Annotated in this window: 28 protein-coding genes; all 28 read right to left on the bottom strand. The window is 46.2% G+C overall.

Features of this window, described 5'->3' with window-relative positions; translation table 11 throughout:
• Positions 1-60: 60 nt before the first annotated feature.
• Positions 61-918 (bottom strand): AraC family transcriptional regulator, encoded by an 858-nt coding sequence (locus DXA36_RS19195; protein ID WP_182479163.1) that lies wholly within the window; start codon positions 916-918, stop codon positions 61-63.
• A 190-nt stretch (positions 919-1,108) separates the two neighbouring features.
• Complete coding sequence (locus tag DXA36_RS19190; protein ID WP_118681090.1) at positions 1,109-1,555, bottom strand: hypothetical protein; 447 nt, start codon at positions 1,553-1,555, stop codon at positions 1,109-1,111.
• Between the two features lie 131 nt (positions 1,556-1,686).
• Positions 1,687-2,208 carry a hypothetical protein gene (locus DXA36_RS19185; RefSeq protein WP_118681089.1) on the bottom strand — a complete coding sequence of 174 codons (522 nt, stop codon included), beginning with the start codon at positions 2,206-2,208 and terminating at the stop codon, positions 1,687-1,689.
• Between the two features lie 35 nt (positions 2,209-2,243).
• Positions 2,244-3,038 carry an MBL fold metallo-hydrolase gene (locus tag DXA36_RS19180; RefSeq protein ID WP_118681088.1) on the bottom strand — a complete coding sequence of 265 codons (795 nt, stop codon included), beginning with the start codon at positions 3,036-3,038 and terminating at the stop codon, positions 2,244-2,246.
• A gap of 83 nt (positions 3,039-3,121) precedes the next feature.
• Positions 3,122-3,484: a hypothetical protein gene (locus DXA36_RS19175; protein ID WP_118681087.1), complete on the bottom strand. Its 363-nt coding sequence runs from the start codon at positions 3,482-3,484 to the stop codon at positions 3,122-3,124.
• 11 nt (positions 3,485-3,495) lie between these two features.
• A complete protein-coding gene (locus DXA36_RS19170) occupies positions 3,496-4,053 on the bottom strand; it encodes a DUF3795 domain-containing protein (RefSeq protein ID WP_118681086.1) in 558 nt (185 codons plus the stop codon).
• A 4-nt stretch (positions 4,054-4,057) separates the two neighbouring features.
• Positions 4,058-4,537 (bottom strand): GNAT family N-acetyltransferase, encoded by a 480-nt coding sequence (locus DXA36_RS19165; RefSeq protein WP_118681085.1) that lies wholly within the window; start codon positions 4,535-4,537, stop codon positions 4,058-4,060.
• A complete protein-coding gene (locus DXA36_RS19160; protein WP_118681084.1) occupies positions 4,527-4,961 on the bottom strand; it encodes an N-acetyltransferase in 435 nt (144 codons plus the stop codon). Before DXA36_RS19160 ends, DXA36_RS19165 begins: the two co-directional genes overlap by 11 nt.
• 114 nt (positions 4,962-5,075) lie before the next feature.
• On the bottom strand, positions 5,076-5,573 hold the full coding sequence (locus DXA36_RS19155; RefSeq protein ID WP_118681083.1) for a GNAT family N-acetyltransferase: 498 nt from the start codon (positions 5,571-5,573) through the stop codon (positions 5,076-5,078).
• A 397-nt stretch (positions 5,574-5,970) separates the two neighbouring features.
• The gene (locus DXA36_RS19150; RefSeq protein ID WP_118681082.1) at positions 5,971-7,020 is read right to left on the bottom strand and encodes a GNAT family N-acetyltransferase; all 1,050 of its coding nucleotides are present in this window, start codon (positions 7,018-7,020) and stop codon (positions 5,971-5,973) included.
• A gap of 18 nt (positions 7,021-7,038) precedes the next feature.
• A complete protein-coding gene (locus DXA36_RS19145; protein WP_118681107.1) occupies positions 7,039-7,368 on the bottom strand; it encodes a nuclear transport factor 2 family protein in 330 nt (109 codons plus the stop codon).
• Positions 7,369-7,568: 200 nt separating this feature from the next.
• Positions 7,569-8,444, bottom strand: coding sequence for an aminoglycoside 6-adenylyltransferase (locus DXA36_RS19135; protein ID WP_118681081.1), 876 nt, complete (start codon positions 8,442-8,444; stop codon positions 7,569-7,571).
• 26 nt (positions 8,445-8,470) lie between these two features.
• Positions 8,471-9,139, bottom strand: coding sequence for a flavodoxin family protein (locus tag DXA36_RS19130; RefSeq protein WP_182479162.1), 669 nt, complete (start codon positions 9,137-9,139; stop codon positions 8,471-8,473).
• A gap of 2 nt (positions 9,140-9,141) precedes the next feature.
• A complete protein-coding gene (locus DXA36_RS19125; protein WP_118681079.1) occupies positions 9,142-10,095 on the bottom strand; it encodes a GNAT family N-acetyltransferase in 954 nt (317 codons plus the stop codon).
• 21 nt (positions 10,096-10,116) lie between these two features.
• The gene (locus DXA36_RS19120) at positions 10,117-10,452 is read right to left on the bottom strand and encodes a TIGR04076 family protein (RefSeq protein ID WP_118681106.1); all 336 of its coding nucleotides are present in this window, start codon (positions 10,450-10,452) and stop codon (positions 10,117-10,119) included.
• 14 nt (positions 10,453-10,466) lie between these two features.
• Entirely contained in the window at positions 10,467-10,886 is a 420-nt protein-coding gene (locus tag DXA36_RS19115; RefSeq protein WP_118681078.1) for a DUF3592 domain-containing protein, read from the bottom strand.
• Positions 10,887-10,938: 52 nt separating this feature from the next.
• Positions 10,939-11,376, bottom strand: coding sequence for a PH domain-containing protein (locus DXA36_RS19110; protein ID WP_182479161.1), 438 nt, complete (start codon positions 11,374-11,376; stop codon positions 10,939-10,941).
• 150 nt (positions 11,377-11,526) lie between these two features.
• Positions 11,527-11,706: a hypothetical protein gene (locus DXA36_RS19105; RefSeq protein ID WP_118681076.1), complete on the bottom strand. Its 180-nt coding sequence runs from the start codon at positions 11,704-11,706 to the stop codon at positions 11,527-11,529.
• Between the two features lie 88 nt (positions 11,707-11,794).
• Positions 11,795-12,586, bottom strand: coding sequence for a pyrroline-5-carboxylate reductase (gene proC / locus DXA36_RS19100; protein ID WP_118681075.1), 792 nt, complete (start codon positions 12,584-12,586; stop codon positions 11,795-11,797).
• Between the two features lie 41 nt (positions 12,587-12,627).
• Complete coding sequence (locus DXA36_RS19095) at positions 12,628-13,086, bottom strand: HIT family protein (RefSeq protein ID WP_118681074.1); 459 nt, start codon at positions 13,084-13,086, stop codon at positions 12,628-12,630.
• A gap of 11 nt (positions 13,087-13,097) precedes the next feature.
• Complete coding sequence (locus DXA36_RS19090; protein ID WP_118681073.1) at positions 13,098-13,436, bottom strand: DUF3784 domain-containing protein; 339 nt, start codon at positions 13,434-13,436, stop codon at positions 13,098-13,100.
• Between the two features lie 23 nt (positions 13,437-13,459).
• Positions 13,460-14,011: a hypothetical protein gene (locus DXA36_RS19085; protein ID WP_147366625.1), complete on the bottom strand. Its 552-nt coding sequence runs from the start codon at positions 14,009-14,011 to the stop codon at positions 13,460-13,462.
• Positions 14,012-14,068: 57 nt separating this feature from the next.
• Positions 14,069-14,911, bottom strand: a complete 843-nt coding sequence (locus tag DXA36_RS19080; RefSeq protein WP_118681071.1) for a class I SAM-dependent methyltransferase — start codon at positions 14,909-14,911, stop codon at positions 14,069-14,071.
• 29 nt (positions 14,912-14,940) lie between these two features.
• Positions 14,941-15,459, bottom strand: coding sequence for a GNAT family N-acetyltransferase (locus DXA36_RS19075; protein ID WP_147366624.1), 519 nt, complete (start codon positions 15,457-15,459; stop codon positions 14,941-14,943).
• 320 nt (positions 15,460-15,779) lie between these two features.
• Entirely contained in the window at positions 15,780-16,853 is a 1,074-nt protein-coding gene (prfA, locus tag DXA36_RS19070) for a peptide chain release factor 1 (protein ID WP_118681069.1), read from the bottom strand.
• Between the two features lie 47 nt (positions 16,854-16,900).
• Positions 16,901-17,734 (bottom strand): peptide chain release factor N(5)-glutamine methyltransferase, encoded by an 834-nt coding sequence (prmC, locus tag DXA36_RS19065; protein WP_118681068.1) that lies wholly within the window; start codon positions 17,732-17,734, stop codon positions 16,901-16,903.
• Positions 17,731-18,795, bottom strand: coding sequence for a DUF1385 domain-containing protein (locus DXA36_RS19060; protein WP_118681067.1), 1,065 nt, complete (start codon positions 18,793-18,795; stop codon positions 17,731-17,733). Before DXA36_RS19060 ends, prmC begins: the two co-directional genes overlap by 4 nt.
• A gap of 80 nt (positions 18,796-18,875) precedes the next feature.
• Positions 18,876-19,079, bottom strand: a complete 204-nt coding sequence (gene rpmE, locus DXA36_RS19055) for a 50S ribosomal protein L31 (protein WP_118681066.1) — start codon at positions 19,077-19,079, stop codon at positions 18,876-18,878.
• Positions 19,080-19,142: the final 63 nt, after the last annotated feature.

Below are 19,142 nucleotides of genomic sequence, written 5' to 3'. Positions count from 1 at the left end.
TAACCGTTTATTCCCGCGGGCAGCGAACCAAACAGATGCGCCCGCTGCGGGGTTTTTGGCTTAATCCAGTACTCTTTTCTGGTATTGTTTGGGGGATACCCCAACGTTTTTCTTAAAGATTTTAGAGAAATTCGAATAGTCTCCGAAACCGGAAAGCATGCCGCTTTCAGTAACCGACTTTCCCTCACTTAAATAGTTTTGTGCAAGATATATCCGTTTGCGCAGGATATACTGTTGGATTGACAGACCGGTTATTGCCTTGAATTTACGGCTTATGTAGGTCCCGTTGTAATACAGTTTCTCCGACAGTTCATCCAGTGAAAATGTATCTAACAGATGTTCATTAATATATTCTATTGTTTTGTCAACAAGAGGAGGCATCACATTAGGCATCGGCGGATTATCTTTATTGTTAAAAAACAACAGATTCACTTTTACCAAAAGAAGCATCACATAAGAAGAAGTGGCAACATCCTGTCCATATTCGGAAGAATTTTTTAAATCCAGCAGAGAATTATAAAGCACCAGCAGCTCTTCTGCCTGTTCTTTGGATAACACCACTACAGGAGGCTTATCTTCAAATCGTTTTTGAAAACAATCTTTTAAATTAGTGCGGGCTGTTGAATGGGCTTCGAGATAGCGGTTACTTATATTGATAACAAAGCGTTTATAAATACTTTCATCAAGCATTTCCACTCTGTGATATTCTCCCGGCTTCATGGCTATGATTGTCCCGGGATCAATTCGGTAACATCTCTGATCAATATAATAATTAACAATGCCGTTAACAAGAAAATATAGTTCATATCCGTTATGAGTATGGTAAAAGGGCTGGCCCTCCAATTTATCAGAATAACGGACAAATAAATCCTCCGGTATGGGATTATATATACGTTCAAAATATTCTTCCTTGATCATATACATCCTCCTTACCGATTGTTACATACGGAATACGATATTTTTTAGCCGGATCTGGTTCCGATTGGTGTTGTACCGGTTATTTCACGGCAGTTCCTTCGTATGTATTATTATACAATCACTTCTTGCCAATATCAAGTTAGTTATTGGCAACTACCGGACAGAATAGTAAATGAGGGTGAAAGAACACTCAGCTGATAGTAAAGATAATTTTTTGTGAACAGCAGCTTCCGCCCCGCAGAAACGTCTCCACCAGCTCTACCGTAACCGGTCTTTCAAGAATCGTACTCCAGACTTTCTGATGAAATCCCTGCGTACAGCTGCAGAATACCGGCGAATGTACATATCCCGCTTTTACAATCGAACAATCGCAGCCTTTTCCCCGGTTATAGGTTAACAGAAAACCGTCCTTCTCCGGCACACATTCCGCACCCGTATGGCGGCTGATAATCCGTGCCATTTCTTCCATGCTGTCCACTCCGGACAATTCCTCTTTCAGTCCGCCCATCCCGGGCAGTGCATTTCTTTCCGCACAACGCCCGCCGCATTTTTTCAGCAGTTCCTGGCAGACCTCCTGGTTTTTCTCACAGCCTAATTCTTCCAGCAAATCTCCCATCCAGTAACCCATTTCTTCCATATATCCTTTTCCTCCTTCGTTTATTCTCATGAGCAACGAGCCAAGCAGCCATGCGGACATGGATATTCGGCGACTGCCGCGCGAGTCAAATACCTTTCCCATAGACCCCGTTTAAACAATAACCAATTGCCTCAAAAGTACTTATTATATTCCCCCTGGGGAATGCGTCCTTCCAGCCCTACAACTCTCGGCCATAATCCGGTTTCCGCCACAATAAATCCCATAATCATTCCCATATGGGTATGCAGATGACGATGCTGTGCCATAAGTAAAGTGAATTTCGTATATTCACATCCTTCCGGCCTTTCCAACAAAAAGGCGTCCTCCAGGGAAGCGATATAATTCTGCGTTTTTTCCTTTATACAGGTAAAATAGGCATCGATCTCTTCTCGTTCCAGATGCCTGTGCGAAACAACATCCAGATTGTTCAGATTCTCTTCATGGACAGGCGGTTCCTTATAATGCGGATCCCTTGGATTAATAAACCACAAATCAAGAGAATGGAGCATATGATAAATATGTTTCCAGAGCGGCATCCCGCAATATTCCTTATTCCAATATTCATCCGGGACACAGGAAATTACATTTTTCACTTCCCACAGTGCCCGCTCCGTCTGATCGGCTATGATATCCGTCAATGCTTCCTGTTTCAAGCTGCTGCCCCTCCTTTTTCCGGTATGGTAACATACTAAATTTCAATGGTTCTTCCGCACGCCAGATACTTCATTTCAGGCAGCCGGCGGGACAAAAACTGATATGCCCGCATCCCTGTGCAGTGGCAGGTATAAAACTGAGTCCCCACATATTTCTGCAATTCCTGTGCGATACTGCTTAATAAAGAAACCGGCACTGTTTTCTTCGTCAGCGGATTACATAAATGAAATCCGCCTATACATACCTGCGGCTTATATGCCGAGGCTCTTTCCATAATGTTTACAATTCCGGTATGTCCGCATCCTGTTATAATTACCGTTTTGTTTTCCTGAATCCGTAAATTCTGCTCATGGAGAAAATCATCTTTCCCGTCCTTATTATACAATGCATCATTCGCTTCGGAATAACATTTATCCCGCCTCCCGACAAGAAACAGACTCAGTTCCTCATCGATTTCATAATCCCCGTCAATTACTTTTATCTGCGGATTGTTTTTCAGCTTGTCATCGAGGCCAACGTTGGCTTTCAGGAAAAGGAATTTACTGTAATGCGGTTCAAATGCCGACCGCTGCACATAAATCCGTGCCTTCGTATTCACCTGCAGAAACCGCTTCAGCGCCCCGCCATGATCCATATGGCCATGGGAAATGATAACCGTATCCACCTGCGTCAGATCAATGTTCATTGCTGACGCATTGTTAAACAATGTATTATCCGGACCCAAATCGAATAATAGTTTATGCTTCTGCGTTTCTATATAAAGGGATAAGCCATGCTTGGGAATGACCTGTCCTTCGCTCTTGTTTTCGACCAATGCTGTAATTTTCATTTCTGCTCCTGTCTGCTTACATTAAATGACAAAGATGATATCTATTTGTATAAGATACCTCACCGTTACCGCCGGTAAATACCCTACCGCTTCTCTCTTTCAAAGGACACATATGCTTTCGCAATTTCCATCGCGTCTATCATCCGGCCAAACCGGATAAAATGGGAGGATCCTTCCTCAAATTTTCCCTGCGCTTTTTCACATTTCCTGATGATGGAGGTTATAGGGGCAATCGCCTGTGCCAATTCGCTTTTCGTATATACCTCATTCCTGCCTTCTCCGGCAATTAATGCTTTTGCTATATACAAAGCTTTTATCCTGTTTTTAAGCAAGGTATGCTGTGACGCCCCTTCTTCAAATTTAGGCCATATCTTTTCGCATCTTCCGACAGCGGAAGCAATCACTTCCAGTGCCTGCTCTTTTTCCTCTTTGCTATACATATCCATTCCGTTACCCTTTATTTCTTTTCTTTGGGTTTCTTTCGCAGTTTCAACACCAGGCCTTTTTTATCCGCCGCTTCCTGGAAATACGCCGCTGCCGCAGACGCTTTCTCCTTCATCGTAAATTCCGGCTTTATTTCCGTCCTGATATGGCGCATCGCTTCTTTGCTATCCGGTAAATCCAGCAGATTTACCGCGATACAGTAAAAGTTTTTCCTGCGTCCGTCATTATAATTATCCAGAAGTTCTTTCAGTATTCCCGCCTTTTCCTCCTGCTCCTCCCGATAGGCCTCAATCCCTGTCTGCCTGGCTTTCAGGCCGTCGGTTACCATATTTTGGTGGGTGATAAAGGAATCGAATTCCATTACTTTTTCATATTTTTCGCAGGGATAGTTCCCGCACATATAACAGAATTCCAAGGATCCATGCTCTCTTGCACACCGAAAAAAAGAGCATGGCTGGTTGCCCTCTCCACCGCCGCATCCGGGACAATACTGGTTTAAGTGCATGGGACACAGACTGCAGTTCAACCCGCAAAGGGAGAGACAGGGATACGATCTTTCATAATTTTTCATTCATCTACTCCTTCAAAGCAATCCTCATTATGTATTCTTCTTCGTTTTCATCCACGATTGTAAAACCTGCCTTTTGATACATTCCAAGCGCGTAATTGTCCTTTTGCACAGCCAGGGAAGCCTTTTCGTATCCTTCCTGCTCCAGATACTCCAGCATTTTTTTCATCAATGCCATCCCGATTCCTTTTCCCCGGTATTCCGGGTAAAGGGAAATGGCAAATTCCGGGGTGTTGTCATCCAGACTCCCGTATCCCTTAATAATTCTTGTCCACACAGCCCCCACGATCCGGTTATCCGTTACCGCACACAAACAACGGTCATCCTTCATATTTCCGAAGTCCTCTATGTATATCCTCAGCGCCGGCTCCTGAATGACGGATCTGGGCAAACGGTTATTGTCATCTCTCTGAAAAATGGCTTCATAAAGGAAATTGGAAAGCACACCGTATTCCGAAGGATCCATTTCTCTTATTTCATATGCCATTTTCACTCCTCCATTCCATAAGGAACTCTTTTTCACCGGTTTCTTCTTCATCCTGTTCCTTTACGATATGAAATCCTTCTCTTTCATAAAACCGGATCGCACGCCCGTTTTTTTCATAGACCTGTAAGGTAATGATATCACGCCCAACCTTCACATGATCCAGCATTTTTTTACCAATTCCCTGGCCCTGGCTGTCTTTATTTATAAAAAGCCCGGCGATATAATTTCCTGATAATCCGATGAATCCGACAATTCTCCGCTCATGTCCACAGACATAAATTTCCGCCTGAGGCAGCATCTCACTGACTTTTCGGAAATTTTCCTTCCAATAATCGCTTCGGATAAAATCATGGGCTTGTAGATTTGTTGTAAGCCACAGGTCCATGACTGCCTCCAAATCCGTATTTCTAAAATTTCTTATCATGGTTACTCCTGTATTATATTGTTTATCTTCTCATAAAGCGGATACATCTCGTATAGGCGGCGCAGATTTGTTACCTATTTCCCTGTGCTTTTCGTTATACCGGAAGGTAACTGTTCAGCGCAGTAAATGCGCCGACCTGCCTGACAATGATTCCGGAAGTTTCATTTCGTCCTCCATGCTTACAAATCCGAATTTCTCATATAAATATCTTCCGGCCTTTGTAGCTTCCAGAGTAATATAGCCGACGCCTCTTTCCTCTGCATCTTCTGTCAATAGCTGTAGGACACGATACGCAATTCCTTTCCGGCGGTACTCCGGGTGCGTATACATATTCATAATATATGCTTTTTTTCCCGTTACATTATGAAATGTAGGCATGACACGGTAATAGCTGATCCCCCCTGCACCAATAAAATTTTTTCCGTCAAAAACCAGGTAAGCCGTATGACTGCCGTCCTGCAGGGCTTTCAAATAATAATCCGCAGATTCTTTTTCCACCTCGGACATATCCGTATCTTCATGCAAACCGTTTGCTGCCCGCAGTACCTGGATTCTGGTTTCCGTTAGTATGGCAATATCCTCCGGTGCCGCTTTTCTGTAGATAAGATTCATTTTTCTGCTCCTGTCATCTGAGTTATAAAAGAAAAATTGTAACTGTCCAGTACCCTCACAGTTACTCTGCAAAAATCCATCCTAAATCGCCTTCGGCGATGGATTTTTGCACTCCTGAATCACTTTCTTACGGTCAGCGCAGTAAATGCGCTGACCTGCTGAACAGTTACGAAAAATTTCCATATCGGTTTCGTACCTTCCCGGTTACGGATTTTGAGCAAACGTAATTCCTGTTTTTTCCGCATGTGCCAAAAATAAGTGTTAATCCACAACAATTCCCTGTCTGCCCGCCGCCCAGTCACCGATTCATTTACCATCATATGGATTTATGTTATCGGGCACGTCAGCAAGGTAAGCGATATAGCCTCCGTACATCTGTATCCTACTTCCCCCTTCTTTATATGTATGACTTTAAATAGTCATCATTCCAAAGCTGTACCTCAATGTAACCTCCGGGGTTCCCATAAAATCCAGGAAGATTACAGATAAATTCACCCACTTTTTTACCGGATTTCCGGATCATATCCAGGAATTCCGTCTTATTCCACACAGTTCCTTCCGTCATCCCCATATCTTTTAAATGCATGCTGTCCCTTGGAGTAAAACTGATTTCATCCGCCGGAATGCCGCTTAACGGAATACGGATACAGTCCGCAGTGCCATAAAATTCCTGGAACTCCCGGTTTTCCCCCAGCACAAAATATATGGGATGCCTGACTGCAGGTTTTCCTCCGCACATACTGAACTTTTCATATAACCAGGCTTCCGCCGCCTTTCGTTTCTGATAATAACGTATGAAATAATCCCCATACCGGTCATTTTTTGATGTTGTTTCTTCCGATAAATGACGGGCAAAAGAAAAGGCTTCCTCCTCTGGCAGCCGCATAATATTCTTTAGCGGCAATCCGCCCGCTTCTCTGTAATTGGTAATATACAGGCTGTCTATATCCAGCTTTTCCATGGATTTCAAACGGTAATAATCCGATTTCAGAAAACCGTAGCATAACAAGTCCGTTATCCCTTTCTTCCCGTTACAGGCACGTCTCAGCGTACCCTCCGCCTGAAAGCCGCTTCGCAACAGCACCTTGCCCGCTATACGGTTATACCCTTCACAGAAGGCGGCAATCCGTTCTGTCTGTACTTCCTCAAATAGAAAATGAACCACAGCTTTGATGGCTTCCTTCATATATCCGTTATTCCACCACTGCCTGCCCAGAGAGAAACACAATTGTGCGCTGTCTGTAACATAGCTGATTTCAGCCCTTATAGAACCTATCACCTGACCAGTATTTTTTAAAACAATTGCCCACTTATAGTTATCTGAATTCTGACAGGTTTGGCAAATCTGTGATAGATCTGTTTCCGTTACTTCCATATCATCGAAAGTAAAGCAGCGCAGATAAAGCCTGTCTGTCTCAATTTTTTGGGTTCCTAATTTTCTCATCATTTACCTCCGGAGGATTCGCTACCCCAATACGAATTCATACTCCCTGTAAATCAAGCCGTCCCGGAATTCAAAAATATCACAGGACCGTTCCCCCGCTTCATTTTTAAGCACGGTAACAATCCGCTCCCCTCCCGCACTTATATCCATCCGTTCCCATTGAAAAACGGAGTCAGACTTTCCATAGGCCCTCTTTATCCGTTCCAGATAAACTTCTTTTCCGCATACCCGCTCCGTTTTCGTAGAATGAAGCTCCCACTGTATTTCCGGGTGGAGAAAAGCTTCATAGCTTATCCAGTCCCTTGCATTTTCCGCCTGGAAAAATAAAAGCAGCTTCTGTCCGTTATCCATGGTTTTTTCTCCCAAAAACATCCTTTTTAGCGCAGTTCCTTTACATAATAATACCGCTTACCGGTAACAGGGTAATCTTCCCGCACAAATACCTCTTTGTAACCCATCTTTTTATAAAAATCAGGAGCCTGAAAACTGAAGTTTTCCTCTTTTATTTCTTTTCCTAATAATCCGCCTGACAAATAAGCCGTCCTTTTCCCTCATTCCCCGCCCGGATAAATTTCTTTCGCATCCCCCGGCAGCTTCCTTACATGTTCCAGATAGGCCCTGCTGTTTTCCGCCTCGGAATAATCATAGGCACATTCCATTTCCCTGGAAAGCTGTACCGCTGTTTCATGAAACAAACCGCACATTACAAATACCGCATCCCACACCGCTTCCGGCTCCGCCGCCGAATACGTGGCAAGATACCGCGTATAGGTGTCCTCTGAAACAAACCGTTTCATATATTTCGCACATTTTCCGGCACTGACGTTAAAATGATTGTCCGCCCCTATTTTCCATTCCAGAATTCTTGTAAGCATAGGACGGATATAGAGATTTATCATGTCCATAACATAGGGAATTTCGTCTCTCCACAGGCCTTTTGCCACATTATTCAGACACCACCAGAATTCATTGCAGGTGTCATGAAACTGCTGGGGAGTCGGCTTTTGTATCCAGTATATTTCATCGGAACGCACTTCATCCGCCGGCAACAGGTTATCCTTATCCACCAGGACCCGGAACAGTTCCAGATCCTTCCTTACCGCTTCCATCGTGCACACATGCAAATCCAGACGGTTCCCGTCTGCAAACTGCATCAGCCACCCATAACAATTCTCTGCATCCGAAGGGAAATAAACACTGTCCTCCGGGTACTGCATGTATAAACGCTTTCCAAACCGATCAATCCAGGAAGCGTCCTCCCGGAAGGATTTTGTTTCCCTGACCACATAAACCACATCAAAATCCTGGAAAATATCAGCCGGAACATTCGGGTTCACACGGGAACCTTCCAGATACGCCGCACGTATTCTGGGATCCTCTTCCGCCGTTTTTGTTATTAAATCGAGCATTTCTTTTTCTGAACGCATAGCCAACCTCCGCTGCCTGGTAACAGTTAATTACCCTGCAAAACTCTTTTAGCATACTCCCGTATTTTAGTTTCAAGCACATTCCAATCATATTCCTGAACAGGAAATATGCTGTCTGTTTCCACCACTTTTTTGACAGGCATGGATATCCCTGTATTCCATGTATCATCATAAGGGATTACCTTTATCTGAATCGTATCCAACGCATTGGCTATCGTATCATTCACCATTTCTTTATAAGAAGGCAGCGCCCATTCACCCGCTCCTCCATGAGAAATAATTCCTGCCGGAATACCGTACAGCTCCGATTGATAATGGTTATCCTTCCACCAGTGCAAAAATGTTATTTGTTCCATCTTCTCAAGCAGTACAGCTAATTTTGACGGTATAGGGGCATAATGAGGGGATACAAAAAATAAATAATCAGCCCTGGTGAAGCTGTCATAAATTTCATTGAACCGGGGATCACAGCAGCATCTTCTGCTTTCATAGCATTCACCGCACCCAACGCAGGGGAACAATTCATACTTCCGTAAATCCACAATATGGCTTTCGATATTGTGCCCTGACAGCTGCTTTGCAAGTATTTCACATAGTTTTATGGATATACTGTTCTCTTGACTGCCTGTCATATTGGAGCAAGAAACGCAGACTGCCCTTCTGCCTTCTCCGGTTTCCGTATGCGGTTCCTTCATGTTTATCCCTCCAGCGCACATTCATCTATCCTGCGCACAACACTCTTGGTGTACGGTTCAAAATATTTCGGCCAGAACCTGTTTGCTGTGGGATTGAAGCTCTCATAATCCACGCCCAGCCGGCAGAATCCTTCTTTTTTCAGCATGAGAATCACATAATCCAGAAGCCCCTGATAGATATTCCTTCCCCGATATTCCGGCAAACAATATGCCCCGCATATATTACGCATATCCCCTGCCAGCGTGGCAAAATTCTCTCCACCGTCCGTCACTTCCATAAAAGCAGCCACCTTTTTCCCATCTTCCGCGGCAAAAATACGGCAATCCTGCGTTGCCTCCCGCTCCTGTTCCCGGCATTCCTCAGGTTCCCCTACAGGGGTCCTCATAAAACAGGGACTGTTCCCCATATGTTCCTTCAGCATCCTGCGCAGTTCCCGCACCCGTCCCGCTTCCTGCCAGTCCAACTCCCGGAAGGCAATACCGTCCGGTGGGAAACAGTTCTCCAGCGGTTCCATGCTACGGATCGCGTCCACACAGCGGCGACCGAAGCCATAGTCAAAAAAAGCGGAAAGAGCCGTTTCCTCATGTGCATACAAAGCGATGGAATGATATGTAATCCCCTTTTTCACCCATTTTTCTGCGGCTGCCTGATACATCCTCTGATAGACCTTTCCTCTCCCCTCTTTCCGTGCTCCATGGGCGTGCATAGGGGAAAATGTCCCTTTCGCCGCGGTTTGAAATGCATGCTCCCACGGTTCCAGACAGCATAAAAACCCCAGCATCTTATCCCCTTCAAAAGCCGCCACCCCCAGATGGTTGTCCGCAAAAGGACGCAGATCCGGGAGTGCCTTCATTACCGGCAGAGCCGGTACCCTTTCTCTTTCTTCCTCATAATCTGCCATAGCGAGTTCTGCGGCCACTGCCGCATGTGCGCTATCAAATTCCACAATTTTCATAAATGCAGTTTCTATCCTTCCTCACTCTTCTACCGGGACTCGTTCCAGCACAAATATAACGGGACGCACCCCATCCGTACAGCATTCTATCGATTTATTTTCATGCTTATACCAGTATTCCTTCCCCGGCTCCCTCGCCACCCTGTCAATCGACATTCTGCTGATCGCGGGATATAAATCCACCCAGGCCCAAGGACAGAAACCATCCGGCATAATAGCTTCTTTCGACGACTTGTAAAGAAAAGAATCCCCCTCCTTCAAAATAGGACACGGGCCTGCGGCCCTTCCCTCCGATAAATATTCATCCGCGATATCCTCATATAACTCGGTCTTTAATACGGTAATCCTGACGTCCATTTCCATCCCCCTCTTTATACAATTCCCGTTGTCCCCAGTACGACCCCAATTACAAAAAACAAACTGCCGAGTCCGATAAAAATACCACAGCACAGTTTTTTCATCCCTTCATCCCGTTCCACCCATATCTGTTCCGGCTTCTCCGCATTGTAATGGATTTCCACCTCTTCCCCCACATGATAACGGCAGGGACTGCTGCCGAAGGAGGAAGTCACACGCCTCATAATCCCATCCGCATAATACGCAAAAACCGGATAATAACAGCTTCTTCCATCACTCCCGCTCCTTCTTTCCACGTCTGCCACTGTGGCTGCGGCTATTGCTGAAGCCTTTTCCCTTCTTTTCCGAAAAAAAACGGCCAATAAAACTCCGATAAGTACAAACAGGAAACCCAGTCCTGCAAAAACCACTGCGATAAATATCTTTACATTCATCCCCTTATATCCCTCCTGTCTCGTTTTCCTTCCGGACAGCTTCCTTAAAAAGTCAGTCCCACCCTCCGGGAATCCCGCAGACCCGTATTTCACTATTCCGTTTCTTCATCTCCCTGACAAAGCCGGCCTTATCCTGCAGCGCAACCACCATTTCCAGCCTTTTCCCTTTTATTACCAGCCGATCCAGAGAGGCGGCGCTGGATGATATGGGGCAATGGGAACCGCGGATTTCTTCTATGGCATCAATGGAAATGGAATCCTTAAAAAACCCAAAATACAGCTGCAGCCTATCCCCGTCTATTAACACATAATTACGGATAATTATCGGCAGAAAAATAGAATTGCAAAGCACAAGGGAAAGCAAAAGGATAACAAGATTATCCCTGCTGAAAACCAGTTCATATACAAGCAGGACATTAATCCCCGATGTAATAAGCCAGTACCAGAATGCAACTTTCCCTTTGAATTTCATTCCTTCTTTATTTTCCATATACCGGATCCCCATAATCCTTTCTTTTGCGGCAGCTATCCTTGCCTTGTAACGGTTCAGACCACCCGGAACAGGTATCTTGTCTTTCCAGTATACCAAATGTTCACAGTCAATACTATGGGCTTTGCATAAAAAGAGCAGGTAAATAATTCACCTGCTCCCATCGTCTTTCTTATTTTCCGGTACTGGATATCCATTTCCCTGGGCATCCGTAGTGAGGGCGTCCGCCTCCCTGCTCTTATTTTTTCTCAGCTCCCGGTTTATAATCCCCGCTTCATACACTCCTTCCGGAATCGTCTGCAGCCTTTTATCATCCTTTGCTTTTTTCATCAGCGCCTCCTAACACATTTTTCTGTCGTTAGTATTCCCGTTTTGCGCAAATTAATCAGTGATTGCACGGGAATATAAGAGGTACTGTTTATCTGTTTTCTTCAATTGCATCGATAGCGTCAATAACCGTTCCGCGGAACCCTCTTTTCTCCAGGGCACTCACACCGCGTATAGTTGTCCCGCCGGGGGAACAAACCATATCCTTCATGGCCCCCGGATGCGTTTGCGTAGTTAAGTAAAGGGTTCCTGTCCCCACTATCATCTGTGCCGCCAGCCGGTATGACGCCTCTCTGGAAAGGCCGTATTTGACACCGGCATCCCCCAGCGCCTCCAGATACATGGCTGTGAGTGCGGGTGTGCAGCCGCTAAGTGTACCGGCAGGGGAAAGATGTGCGGAATCCACGAATTCCAACAGGGATATATTCTGAAACAGGGATACAAAGCTGTCCAGCTCCTCCTGAGAAAGGGAGTGCCTGTTTTCACATATGAATATCCCTTCGCATACCGAGACTGGTGTGTTGGGTATGGTGCTGATATGGTGGGTTCCCGGCTCCAGAATCGCCTCACAGCGCTCGAAATCATATCCGGCAGCTACCGAAATGACCGCTTTTCCTTTCAGCAGTTCCTTAACCGGTGAAACCACGGCCTCCATCATATATGGTTTTACCGCAAGGATTATAAAATCACTGTTTCCGATCACTTCAGCCGCTGACCGGCAGGGTACGATTCCGCTCTTTTTTGCATTTTCGCACAGCTTATCATAATTTCCGGCACAGGCAAATATTTGTTTTTCTGAAACGGCCTTTGAAAGAAGCAGCCCGGCTGTTATCGCCTGCGCCATATTCCCATATCCAATCATACCAAGGCTGATTTCGTTCATAGTTGTCGTCCTCCATTCCCCATCATTCTACCCTATACGCATCATTCTGCCCGCTGCAATAATTTTTCCAGTTCTCCATTCAGCTTCTGCTTCCTTTCTTCCAATTCCTCATCCGACGGTAAATACGCCTCCCCGTAAAGCTCTTCCCGCGGCAATTGCCAGACAGGCCCCGGCCCTGGGGTATCCCCTGCCCTTCTGGGAAAAATGTGCCAGTGCATATGCACCCCATCCCCCTGCCCCAATAATTCGTAATTTAATTTATCCGGGCCAAATGCATGATATACCGCTTCTGCAACCAATGCCATTTCATTTAAAAATTTCTCCCGGAACGGCTTTTCAAGAAAATGGAGTTCGGTGGCATGCACCTTACATAAAAACAGGGTGTAGCCCTTTATTCTCTGATAATCCCCGATTACCACATAGCCGGTTTCCAGTTCCCTTACAAAATACCGGTTTCTGCCCTCTTTCGTTTCCCGGATCCGTTTGCATACCCCGCACATAAAAGTCCCCCTCATCCCCTTATTTTATATTTGGCAAATGCCTTTTCTGCATCCAGATGCACCTCTTTAAAAAACAAAACGAGCCAGATAATATAAGCCCCCGCTGCAAAAAGACCGGACAGAAACCAGGAACCAACTGCTCCGGCCAGCATAATGACGGACCAAAGGGCAAACTGATTCCGGCAGTCCTTTGCCATTCTCTTTTTATCATATTTTTCCTGTTCATGCCTGGGAAGGGTATTAAAACCACTTACCAGCCTGGCGGATTTCTCCTTTAACATGCCAAATACCAGAGATAACACGGCAAAACAGGGCACTAAGACAATACACATATAAAATCCGATACGCATTCGTTTCCTCCTTATCATGAACTTCATCCGTTCGTTTTAAAATTAACCACCTCAGCTTTCCCATAAGCATCAAATATCTTTTCAAATTGGGAAGCATCCGTTGCTACCTGTTCTCTATCCTCCGCATCCAAATACATATAGGAAGCATTTCCGTCCTCATCAAAGTTTTCATTTACAGACTCCACAGCGATCAGCTGTTTCCGATTCTCATCCATGGAATACCGAGCCACAAAATGACCTCCCGCGGCATACAGCCCATTGTCATCATAGCGTACAGGATATGCCGTTCCCAGTGATTCCAGAGTCCCGATTTCCTGTATCTTTCCATCCCACGCATAATAAACTCTGCAGGTTAACGCCGCCTCCGTCTCCTCATCATAGCTATACGTTCCTTCAGCTACCAGCAAAAGGGGCAGTCCGCCCTCCGGCCTCTCCACATAAGCACAGGACTCGCCTTCCGCCATTCCTTCTATAACAGAAGAATAAACCTTCTCCGGCTTTTCTTTTCCACAGCCCGCCAAACCCAGCATACCAAACACCAAAATACTAATTACCATCATTTTATATCGCCCCAACACACCGTTCCTCCTTTTGCACGCTTCCAAATCTTCTGTTTCTTCATCCTGCGGCTGCTATTTTCTACCCAAAGCACATATCGTATCTTCTTTGCCGGTGTATTCTTTTCCTGCCGCATCATCATAAAAATCCGGTTTCGGAAAACCGGCTTCTTTTAATTCCTCTTCCAGCATTTCTCTGGAATACACCTGGTTCCATACATTATAGCACTGACAATCCTGCCCGGTAACCACCACGTATTGCTCCAGCGTGTTACGCGTAGCCGGGTAAATGCGATTTCTCTGAATAACCGCATACGGTTCTCCGGCCCAAAATCCGCCGTCCTCATAACCGACGCTATCCTTTTCCTCAAACGCACGCAGAAATCCATCCGCCCATCCGTCCAGAATCAAAATACCGCCTGCTTTCAGGGCCTGCCTGCATTTCTTTAATAATACTGCCCTGTCCTCCGGCGCAAGCACACCATAATCACAATAAATCAAAATAATGACATCGAATTCCTCCCGGAAATCCATTTCCAGATAATTCTGGTAAAGGTACCGGATATTCAGCCGTTTCTCCGCCGCCTGTTCCTGCGCATATCGTATGGAGCGCCTGGAAAAATCAATTCCGGTCACGTCAAATCCCTTTTCCGCAAGCTGCTGCGCATAAATGCCGGGGCCGCAGCCCAAATCCAGCAGTGTTTTCCCTTCCCCGCCGTTACAGCAGGCCGTTATCCAGTCCACAGATTTCCTGACAAAATCCATTTTTCTGGTTGCACCATCCTCATTCGGATTTATATGTGCCTCCAGCATATACTTTGATATATGTTCGTCATCCCAGAAAGCGGATGTGCTTTTTTCGTATACCTTCGGTGTTTCTTTTATAAAATGGAGAAAAATTTCATTTGTATTATTCATTCCCATACTCCTTATTCTTCAGGCGCGGGTTATCCGGGCATCTTACCGCCTTTTTCCGGACAGCAGGCCAGATGTTTTGCCAGGAAAAGACAGGGGTTTGCCTCATCCCACAGAAGGGGAAAAACCTCCAGGGGGATAAATCCCATTTTTCCGTAGAACCTCCTGGTCCGTTCATAGGGTTCAAAATTTACGGAACCATCCAGTGTTTTTACAGTCAGATACACCATCCCCTCCTGACGGCAGAACTGTACCGCACGTTCTATCAATGCCGTACCGATACCCATTCTGTGGTATTCGCCCAGAACTCCCATAACACATACCTCTGCCGTGAATGGATTGTGCACCTTGACTGCCAGAAAACCAACCGGATTTTCGTCCGCATATGCGGCATAAAAGGGCAATTCCCCAACCATGCCGATGTACTCTGCCGTGGAAGATTCGATACCGAACCAGTCCGGCAGTTTATGTAAAATCCTATCGCAGATCTTCGATTTTATCTCTCGCTCCGTTACTTCCCTTATCTCCATAACATGATCCCTCTCTGCCAAGCTCCCTTTCTCCTGCTTTCTGTAACTTTTCGTAACTGTGAAAGGGCTGAACCGTTGCAGCTTTTCATAATTATACTATTTCCCTCTGCTAATCACAATCAATTTCTTCAGACAGCACCCTTCTCCTTCCCAACGCAAACAAATAATGTAATAGCAGTATCTTCACTATCCGTGCAGTGAATGCACCGACCTGCTGAACATCTGTCAAATAATTACAACAAAAAGTGCCCGGCATCGGCCAACAAAACCAATCCCGGACACTTCTTTTTTCTTCTCAACTTTTCTTATCACAACCCATGCAACTACCGGGAATCTTTCCCCTAACCTTCATTCATCTTCGCCAGCTTCGCTGCCTGGTCTGCCGCAATCAGGCTGTCGAGGAGTTCATCAATATCACCGTTCATAATATCGTCAATCTTATAAAGCGTGAGCTTAATCCGGTGATCCGTAACACGCCCCTGGGGAAAATTGTAGGTACGGATTTTCTCCGAACGATCTCCGGTGCCGATCTGGCTCCTTCTCAGTTCGGCTTCCGCATCGTGGGCCTTCTGCTGTTCGATATCGTACAGCTTGGCACGGAGCAGGGCAAACGCCTTCGCCTTGTTCTGCAGCTGGGATTTTTCCGTCTGGCTGTAAACGACAATCCCTGTGGGGTAATGGGTCAGACGAACCGCGGAGTCCGTGGTGTTAACGCACTGGCCGCCGTTTCCGGAAGCACGCATAACGTCAATCCGGATGTCCTTATCATCGATAACCACGTCCACATCCTCTACCTCGGGCATAACCGCCACGGTAATGGTAGAGGTATGGATACGGCCGCCGGATTCGGTTTCCGGCACACGCTGTACCCGGTGAACCCCGCTTTCATATTTCAGCCGGGAATATGCGCCTTTCCCATTTATCATGAAGCTTACTTCCTTCATGCCGCCGATGCCGATTTCGTCTACGCCCACCAGCTCCACCTTCCAACGATTACGCTCCGCATACTTCACATACAGACGGTACATTTCCGCCGCAAACAGAGCCGCCTCATCCCCGCCTGCCCCCGCACGGATTTCCACAACAACGTTTTTTTCATCATTGGGATCCTGGGGAAGCAGCAGGATTTTCATTTCCTGCTCCAGCTCCTGGATACGTTTCTTTGCCTCTGCATGCTCTTCCTTGAGCAGCTCTCGCATTTCCTCATCGGATTCGGATTCCAGCATCATCAGGCTGTCCTCCGCATCCTGTTTCACTTTTCTGTATTCTTTATAAGCCTCCACAAGAGGGGTCAGATCGCTTTGTTCCTTCATAAGGGAACGGAAACGTTCCTGGTTCGTCGTTACAGAAGGCTCATTCAGTTCATTCATAATTTCTTCATAGCGCCGAAGCAAGTCTTCCAGCCTGTCAAACATAATTTATCATTCCTTCCTTAATATGGCTGCCCCGATCACAGCCGGTGTTATTCATACCTCAATCCGGAAACCACACGATCCAGCCCGGCAAAATCCTTTACCACCCTTACCTGGGAAAACCCGTATTTTTCCATCAATCCCTTTACGGCCTCCCCCTGATCATACCCTATTTCAAAATACAGGCTGCCTCCCCTTACCAGGTGCTTTCCGCAGCCCTCCAGTATTTTCCGGTAAAAAACCAGGCCGTCCTCTCCGCCGTCCAGTGCGGAAAGCGGCTCATGCAGCCGTACCTCATCCATCAGGCCGCCGATAACCCCTGTCTGTATATAAGGCGGATTGGATACTATAATATCATATTTATCCTCTATTTTATCAAATAAATCACTGCATAGAAAACAGGCCTGTATTCCCAGCCTGCGCGCATTCTCTCGGGCAACAGCCAGCGCTTCCCGTGAAAGGTCGGCCCCTGTCCCCAGACAATCATTGGAATAATGAAGGAGACTGAGCAAAATGCAGCCGGAACCGGTGCACATATCCAGAATCCTGCTCCCGTCCGTCATCTCTCGCATTACTTCTTCCACAAGGATTTCCGTGTCCTGTCTTGGTATCAGCACATGTTCGTTTACCAGAAAGGTAAGGCCCATAAATTCCTGCTCACCGGTAAGATGCTGCAGAGGAATGTGCTGTGCACGTTTTTGGATCCAGTCCTGATATTTGCTTTCCTCTTCCCGGGAAAGCGGTCTTTCTCCATGAACCAGCAGGGTATTCCTGTCTGTACCGCATATCGTTTCCAATAAAAGCCTGGCATCCCAATCGGCTTCCTGTATCCCTGCCGCCTCCAGAATCCGCCTTCCCCAATCATAGCTGTCTTTGTAATTCATTGCAGCACAGGCTCCCCTGCTTCCGCTTCCGTACCTGCAGCACCGGGTTCTGCCGGGTTTTCTTCCTGATCCCTTTCTTCCTGTCCGTCATCCTCCAGCCAGGAATCATCAACCTCATATCCGAATTCTTCTTTCAGGTAAGCTTTCCAGTCGAAAACCGCCTCCACAGAAGCAATCGCCACCTCTACCATGCTTTCGTCCGGTTCCCTGGTTGTCAGCTTCTGAAGCCACATGCCCGGCTTGGAAATCAGATTGATAAACAGATTGTCGCTTCTTCCCGCAAGCCGGATGATTTCATAAGAAATTCCTGCAATAACCGGAATCAAAAGAATACGTACCACCAGCCTGAGCGCCGGATTTTCCACCCGGATAAACATAAACAGAATGATACTGATCAGCATTACAAATAACAGGAAGCTCGTTCCGCATCGTTTATGGAGGCGGGAGCTTCTCATGGCGTCTTTCACCGTCAGAGGCCGCCCCTTTTCCAGGCAGTTGATGCATTTATGCTCCGCGCCGTGGTATTGGTACACACGCCTGATATCCTTCATAGAAGCAATAAGGGCCACATATGCCAGAAAAATAGCCAGACGGACAATACCCTCCAGAATAGCCAGAAGGGAGGCATTTCTGATATAGGAGTGGAACAGAAGGCTGATTCCGTAAGGAAGAGCAATAAAAATAGCCACCGCAAGGACAATGGAGAAGGCTACCGTAAGGCCCATCAAAAGCTTTTCTCCGTTTCCTTTGGACACTTTATCCAGCACCTTATCCGTTTTCGTCTCCTGCGCATCCTCCTCTTCATAGAAGCTGGCGGAATAAGTCAGCGTCTGCATTCCCAGGACAAGGGAATCTATAAAGTTAAAAACCCCTCTGATAAAAGGCAGCTTTGTCAGCCTGCTGCCGGACAGAGCTCCGGTATATTTTTCTTTTTTGACTTCTATATTTCCGTCCGGCTTTCTTACTGATACGGCATACTCGTCTTTGTTTTTCATCATGACACCTTCCAGTACGGCCTGTCCGCCGATTCCGGAATAATGTCCGCCGTTCTTTTTACTCATATATGACCCTCCTGTCTGCGGTCTGAAGTATGAAAAAGAAGGTTGAGATTAATTAACCTCAACCTTTCTTGCAGCTCTTATTAGTTTTCCACACCATACTTCTTATTGAACTTATCAATACGTCCGCGAGCCTGAGCAGCCTTCTGCTGGCCTGTGTAGAATGAATGGCACTTGGAGCATACTTCCACGTGAATTTCGGGTTTCGTGGAACCTGTTACGAATGTGTTTCCGCAGTTGCAGGTTACAGTTGCCTGGTAAAACGCAGGATGGAGTCCTTCTTTCATGATTTTCACCTCTTCTATTTTCTTGTTCCCATTATTATTTCGTTCTCATCCACTTGCCTTTCG

The sequence above is a fragment of the Eisenbergiella sp. OF01-20 genome (assembly GCF_003478085.1).
Classification (GTDB): Bacteria; Bacillota; Clostridia; order Lachnospirales; family Lachnospiraceae; genus Eisenbergiella.
This window is presented reverse-complemented; position numbering and strand designations above follow the sequence as displayed.